At 47.5% G+C, this 5,790-nt stretch carries 5 protein-coding genes; 4 read left to right on the top strand and 1 reads right to left on the bottom strand.

Going from position 1 to position 5,790, the window contains the following annotated elements; genetic code table 11:
- Window positions 1-345 precede the first annotated feature (345 nt).
- The 3 genes from ABYP73_RS10930 to ABYP73_RS10920 all read left to right on the top strand — a co-directional run bounded on the left by ABYP73_RS10930 (window position 346) and on the right by ABYP73_RS10920 (window position 4,444).
- Complete coding sequence (locus ABYP73_RS10930; protein ID WP_372974346.1) at window positions 346-3,231, top strand: TonB-dependent receptor domain-containing protein; 2,886 nt, start codon at window positions 346-348, stop codon at window positions 3,229-3,231.
- A 264-nt stretch (window positions 3,232-3,495) separates the two neighbouring features.
- Complete coding sequence (locus ABYP73_RS10925) at window positions 3,496-3,885, top strand: hypothetical protein (protein WP_372944547.1); 390 nt, start codon at window positions 3,496-3,498, stop codon at window positions 3,883-3,885.
- A 7-nt stretch (window positions 3,886-3,892) separates the two neighbouring features.
- The gene (locus tag ABYP73_RS10920) at window positions 3,893-4,444 is read left to right on the top strand and encodes a 2'-5' RNA ligase family protein (RefSeq protein WP_372974345.1); all 552 of its coding nucleotides are present in this window, start codon (window positions 3,893-3,895) and stop codon (window positions 4,442-4,444) included.
- Here ABYP73_RS10920 and ABYP73_RS10915 read toward each other — a convergent pair.
- On the bottom strand, window positions 4,396-4,818 hold the full coding sequence (locus ABYP73_RS10915) for a hypothetical protein (protein ID WP_372974344.1): 423 nt from the start codon (window positions 4,816-4,818) through the stop codon (window positions 4,396-4,398). The genes ABYP73_RS10920 and ABYP73_RS10915 overlap by 49 nt on opposite strands.
- Before the next feature lie 429 nt (window positions 4,819-5,247).
- On the opposite strand from ABYP73_RS10915, the gene ABYP73_RS10910 reads away from it, so the two are divergent.
- The coding region (locus ABYP73_RS10910; protein WP_372974343.1) for a saccharopine dehydrogenase NADP-binding domain-containing protein at window positions 5,248-5,790 on the top strand (543 nt) is incomplete at its 3' end.

Here is a 5,790-nt window from a genome sequence, read left to right as displayed (position 1 = left end):
TTACTTCTCCCCTCCTGGGAAAGGACAATTTTATAATTCAACTTAGAAGCGACAAAGATCCCTCCGCAGATTGAAATAGCTTTTCACTTTATTCACTGACCCATACATAGCAATACTCAGGTCTGTCGAAGGGGGTAAAATCGCTTCGGATAAGAACAACTGCCCTCATGCGGTCTGCAGCGCTGCAGTGATTCAAGGTCGTGTTTCTGTAACTCTGTACGAGAAGTGTTCTCTGTTTAGCTTTTAAGAGCCTTTTGGTTAATATTTTACTGGTTATCTAAAAATATTTTCCGTTCATCTCAGATAATTGCTTTTATTTGTTAAAGAACTCTTAAAAGAACACTTATGGAAAATGCAAGCTTTCAAACTAAAGCTGTTCGTTTGTTGTTTCTAGTCTTATTCTGTGTGCCTTTGGTTTCTATGGCACAGGAAGTGACGGGAACAGTTACTAGCAGTACGGACAATCAGCCATTACCAGGCGTAAACATTGTACAGAAAGGAACAGCTAAAGGAACCACGACCGATTTTGACGGTAATTTCAGTATTGTGGTGAGTGGGTTCCCATCCACCCTTGTTGTTTCTTATATCGGTTTTGCCACCAAAGAGGTGGTTGTCAGCGGTCCTGGAGCAATTACCATCCAATTGGATGAGGGGGTTGCTCTGGATGAAGTAGTTATGGTAGGTTCAAGGGCTGTCGCGAGATCCAGTACGGATACTCCCCTGCCTGTCGATATGGTAGGAGTGAAAGAACTCCAAAATACCGGGCAAGTCACATTCGATAAGTCCCTGCAATACAAGATCCCTTCTTTCAATACGGTGCAAACCCCGGTAAACGATGCGACATCCCTGCTGGATCCTTATGAAATCCGCAATATGGGGCCTAGCCGAACCCTGATTCTGATCAACGGGAAACGAAAAAATCTCAGTGCGCTCTTATACACCCAGACTTCACCTGGAAGGGGTGAAACAGGCGCAGATATTGCGGCTATCCCTACAGATGCGATTAAAAGGGTTGAAATTTTGCGCGACGGTGCTTCTGCTCAATACGGGTCGGATGCCATCGCCGGTGTAATGAACATCATCCTTAAAGACAACGCCAGTGCCGGGTATGCCTCACTGAGGACAGGTATTTCAAGCGAAGGGGATGGCGAATCATTTGCATTTGCTATTAATAATGGCACTTCTATATTCGATGACAAGGGGTTCATCAATTACACGATAGACCTTTCTTCCATAGGTCAATACAACCGGCCGGGAACCGTAAACGCAGCGGGCGAAATTGCCGATTTCACCGGTGGGACCGCAGCAGATATCGCCTTTGTCAATGAATTTCTTTCGAGAAAACCGGATGCCGGAAATATCAATGGCTCCCCGGAAACGACCTCATCCAAGTTTCTTGTCAACGGGGGAGTGGATTTAAGCGAAAGCTCTGAACTCTACTTCAATGCCGCTTATGTGTACAAGAAGGTAAATAGTTTTGCAAACTACAGAGTACCCTACTGGAGGACCATAGAGTCTTTCCCCTACCTGGGCAATTTCTTTCCAGGGAACAATCCCAACAATACGGGGGCCTTTACCGATGCCTACGGCAACACTTTCCAGGGAAATGGATATGACGGCTATGTGCCCACCTTTGATGGGGACCTCAATGATTACAACGGAACGATAGGGTTCAAAGCCAATAATAACGATTGGTTCTATGACGCGAGTGTGACCGTGGGTGGGAACCGGCAAACATACCGCGTGCGCAATTCGCACAACAGGAATGAAGTGTTCTCTCCTGCTGTGTTCAATGATGCCAATGGCAACGGAGTAGTAGACGCCGGGGAACTTGTCCCAAGCTCCAGGTTATACCAGGAAAACAGCCAGATCAGCTTTGATCCGGGCGGTACTCAGTTTAATCACATCGTAGGTAACATCGATATTTCGAAGTCCTTATCCGACCAGGTAAGTATCGGTTTTGGAGCTGAGTTCAGGAGTGAGACCTTTACCATAATCGAAGGGGAACTCTCCTCTTATGACGGGGGAGGTGCAGACTCTTTTGCAGGTAACAGACCGGAGAATTCCGGTAAATTCAATCGGTACAACTTCGGGGGTTATTTTGATGTAGCCTGGGATGTATCAGAGGAATTTTTATTGAACGGAACGATTCGTACCGAGAACTATTCGGACTTTGGAAATGCCTTTGTATGGAAAGTGAGCTCCCGCTATAAACTGGCAGAGGACAAGCTTACCCTGAGAGGATCCCTTTCAACAGGCTTTAGAGCCCCCACCTTGCACCAGATTTTCACCCAAAAGGCCCAGTATAGTTTTGTGCCGGGTCAGGGAATTCAGGTTGGTGGCTTGGTGAGCAACGTTTCGCCCCAGGCCAGGCTGTTAGGCATTCCACAACTGGATGCAGAAGAGTCTACCAACTTTACCATCGGAGTGGGTGGAAAGATCACCAATAGCTTCAATTTCACCCTGGATTATTACAACATCTCCGTAAAGGACAGGATTGTACTCGGAACGGAAATTGGTCCTTCAGGAGATCCCACCAATCCGTTAGATGTCCTTTTGTCCGGTAACAACCTGAGTGATGTGAGTTTCTTCTCAAATGCCCTGGATACGAAGACATCAGGTATTGATCTGGTGGCCAACTACAGAAACATCCCTTTAGGTGCAGGTTTCTTAGGCCTGAACCTGTCCGGAAACTACACGATCACAAACGAGCGTGATGGTGATGTAAAGAACATCCGCCTTGTTGAAAATGCCGGGCAGTCTGTGGTCAATGAGACCCAGGAAGCCTTGTTCTTTACCTCAAGGCCACAGACCAAATGGATCTTAGGGGCCAATTACGATATCGGAGATTTGGCATTTACGCTCAACAACACCTATTTCGGTAAGACCACCTTCAACCAGCAGGGAATGGATTCCGATCTGTTCACTGAGTTCATTCCTAAGATCGTGACTGACCTGAGTGTGAACTGGGACGCAAGTGAAAAGGTTTCCATACTGTTCAATATCAATAATTTACTGAATGTTCTTCCAGAATGGGAGTTCAAAGCGGAAAACGCCGCTGGACAGGCCATTATTGATGATACCTCAACCAATGCTCTGGGTATCACCCCTATTCAGGAACAGAGTAACCTGATCACCTTCAATCAACGGTACTCTCAAATGACCTATGACGGGTATCATTTCAGCCAATTGGGTACCTTGTTTAATTTGGCCGTTACCTACAGGTTCTAAATACAGGTATATGACCTGAGGTAAAAGACCCAACAGCGATGCTGTTGGGTCTTTTCTTTGGCAGAACCTGAACGGAAAATTCGCCTGCCTCCACTAATCTCTTCTCTGTGGCTGACAGTATTGATCCATTCTTCTACGCGATTGCGGTTCGGTCACCTGTGCATTATGTTTACGATCAGTATCAAAGAGTTCTCATCTTCCAAAAAATTCATTATTTTAAGAGGTCTAGATCATCCGTCATTTTTAACTTATAAACGCGTATTCATGAAAGCTAAATATATCCTCCCTTTTTTCGTCGCCCTCATCACCTCTTGCGGCACTACAAAAACCTTCCCGGTATCCAACCTGGCACCCGCCGCTGAGATTACCGTAAAACAGAAAACAGACAGCAATGACAACAACGAGATCACGGTAAAGGCAAAATACCTGGCCAGTCCGGACAGAGTAAGTCGGGGTGCAACCGCCTACGTGGTATGGCTGGTCAGTGAAGAGAACGGGGTCAAGAATATAGGGGCTCTTTACAACGAGAACGGGGAAGATTCCGAACTGGAAACGGTCACCTCCTTTGTCGGCACAGAAATATTTATCACGGCCGAAAGGCAGGCAAGTATCTCCCGGCCCGATGGGGTAGAGATCACCAGGGTAAAACTTTAGATGATCTGTGACCACAGACCTGTATCTCATCGCACTCCTTCCTCCGGAACCTCTCCGAGAACACATAAGGGTCCTCAAAGAAGAGATGAAAGACCGTTTCGGGTCTGCCCACGCCCTGAAATCCCCAGCCCACATCACCCTGCAACCTCCATTTCGCCTGCCTTCTCAGGAAGAAGGGCGGCTCAATGCTGTGTTGAAGCGATTTGCAGGTTCCCAGGGGCCCTTCCGGGTTACATTGCAAGGCTTTGATTGTTTCCCTCCCAGGGTGATCTTCATCAGGATCGAAGACCATGCCCCCATCATTGAACTCGTGGATCGGTTACGGGATCATTTGACTTCGCAGTCTTTGGTCGAAACCCAAGGCGATGACCCTCCCTTTCACCCTCACATGACTATTGCCACAAGGGACCTGAAACAACCGGCCTTCCAGCGGGCCTGGGCCCAATTCAAAGACCGCCCGTTCGATGCCTCCTTCGAGGTTCATAGCATATTCCTGCTAAGACACCAAGGTCAATTCTGGGAAATCCAGGGTGAATTCAATTTTGGAGTGGTCTCCTGAATGGGATATGGGCTAAGAACGAACTGATCATGAGCAGTGTCCGGCAATCGGGAGGATTTACCTTTCTTACGCCCACTAAAGATCTCGATCGCGATCCCCACGGTGATCCCCCCGGCTACCGTATGGACCACATCCCCGTTATCCCAGGGGCCCCCTTTGTTTTTGTCAATGGCCTCTTTGGCTAACCCTGCCATTAAGCTGCCCCCCACAGCGCCTGCGATAGACCACCATTTGTTCCCTCCGGACAATTCATGGGCGATAAAGGCCCCGGCTGCCCCCGTGGCCACCCCGGCACCAAAATGCAGGATCTTGTCATTTGATTGGGCGTGACCTGCTATGCTGAACAGGAAAAAGAGGAGTAGGAGTTTCTTCATGCCCAAACATAGTAAATCCTTTATTTCTTCTACCCTGTAACGGAGAAGTTTTGGCTAAGGAGCCTGCGTATTCGGCAAAATGGAACAGGCAAGGGTCATTATTGGTATAAATTCGGACAACTTTCGGGGTCTTTACCCTAATGCACAAAAAAACCAATATACGCTGCCACTTGATCGGGTAACCAAAGGCAGAGGATTTGTTGAAAAATTGAATTTTGGACTCTTTTTTTTGGTTCCCATGAACATGGTTCCTGCTATGCAAGTGCCGAACAAATTACCTATCTTTAAGTAAACATCTTTCTGAATGGCTACAGTGAATTTGTCCAGTTCAGCCAGGGAAAATCTTAACCCCCTCAAATGTATCCAATATTTAGGCCCAAATGGACCGGGCATGAGATCCGATAAACAATTATCATACCCTCCCGCTAAATGAATAGTCATTATAACATCATTATTGCCGGGGCCGGCGGTATTGCCGAAGCCGCCGGCCTTCTCCTCATAGAATGGAGTGCGGTACCCCCTACGGTATATATCGGAAACCGAACGCTTTCAAAAGCACAAAAGGTCGCCAGATGGATAGAGGAAGGTACGACCAGGCCCTGTTCGGTAAAGGCATTTCATCTATCAGGGGAAGGCCTTACGCAAAAAATGAAAGAAATCCTGGGACAGGGCGATATACTGCTCGACTGCCTCCCCGGCAACCTGGCTCCGAAAATAGCCAGGCTGGCCAAAGATTTTCACCTGCACTACGTCAACCTGACTGAGCATGTTGCGGAAACAACGGAGATCATGGAGCTGGCAAAGGATGCAGAAACGGGTTTTGTCCTTCAGTCAGGTCTCGCTCCCGGTTACATCAATGTCCTCTCCAACTTCCTTTTCCAGCAGTTTTGTTATGATTTTGAAGTCGATACAGTTGACAGGCTGGAGCTCAAAGTAGGCGCCCTTACAGAACATGCTGTTTCTCCCCATTTT

The sequence above is a fragment of the Muriicola sp. genome, assembly GCF_041567615.1.
GTDB lineage: Bacteria > Bacteroidota > Bacteroidia > Flavobacteriales > Flavobacteriaceae > Muriicola.
The sequence above is the reverse complement of the archived record's forward strand: the minus strand, read 5'-3'. Positions and strand labels throughout refer to the sequence as shown.

What these genes read in the sequence shown, in the direction of transcription:
- ABYP73_RS10930 (WP_372974346.1), top strand. Translation starts at nt 346, where the DNA reads ATGGAAAATGCAAGCTTTCAAACTAAAGCTGTTCGTTTGTTGTTTCTA.
- ABYP73_RS10925 (WP_372944547.1), top strand. Translation starts at nt 3,496, where the DNA reads ATGAAAGCTAAATATATCCTCCCTTTTTTCGTCGCCCTCATCACCTCT.
- ABYP73_RS10915 (WP_372974344.1), bottom strand. Translation starts at nt 4,818, where the DNA reads ATGAAGAAACTCCTACTCCTCTTTTTCCTGTTCAGCATAGCAGGTCAC.